The 274-nt window shown below is 35.0% G+C and carries 1 protein-coding gene; it reads left to right on the forward strand.

All coding sequences use genetic code 11. The features are described 5' to 3' along the window. On the forward strand, positions 1-274 hold a 274-nt coding region (locus GNF10_RS39595; RefSeq protein WP_369009423.1), incomplete at both ends, for an amino acid--tRNA ligase-related protein.

The raw sequence follows: 274 nt of genomic DNA on the forward strand, positions 1-274 counted from the left end.
CCACAATTATTTAAACAACTATTAATGATAAGTGGTTTTGATAAATATTATCAAATTGTTAAATGTTTCCGTGATGAAGACTTACGTGCAGATCGTCAACCAGAATTCACTCAAGTTGATATTGAAATGAGTTTTGTCGATCAAGAAGATATCATAGCCATGGGTGAAGATATGTTACGTAAGGTTGTAAAAGATGTAAAAGGAATAGACGTTAGTGGCCCATTCCCACGTATGACATATGCAGAGGCTATGGACCGTTTTGGTTCAGATAAAC

It is taken from the genome of Nostoc sp. UCD121, from assembly GCF_014222285.1.
GTDB lineage: Bacteria > Cyanobacteriota > Cyanobacteriia > Cyanobacteriales > Nostocaceae > Nostoc.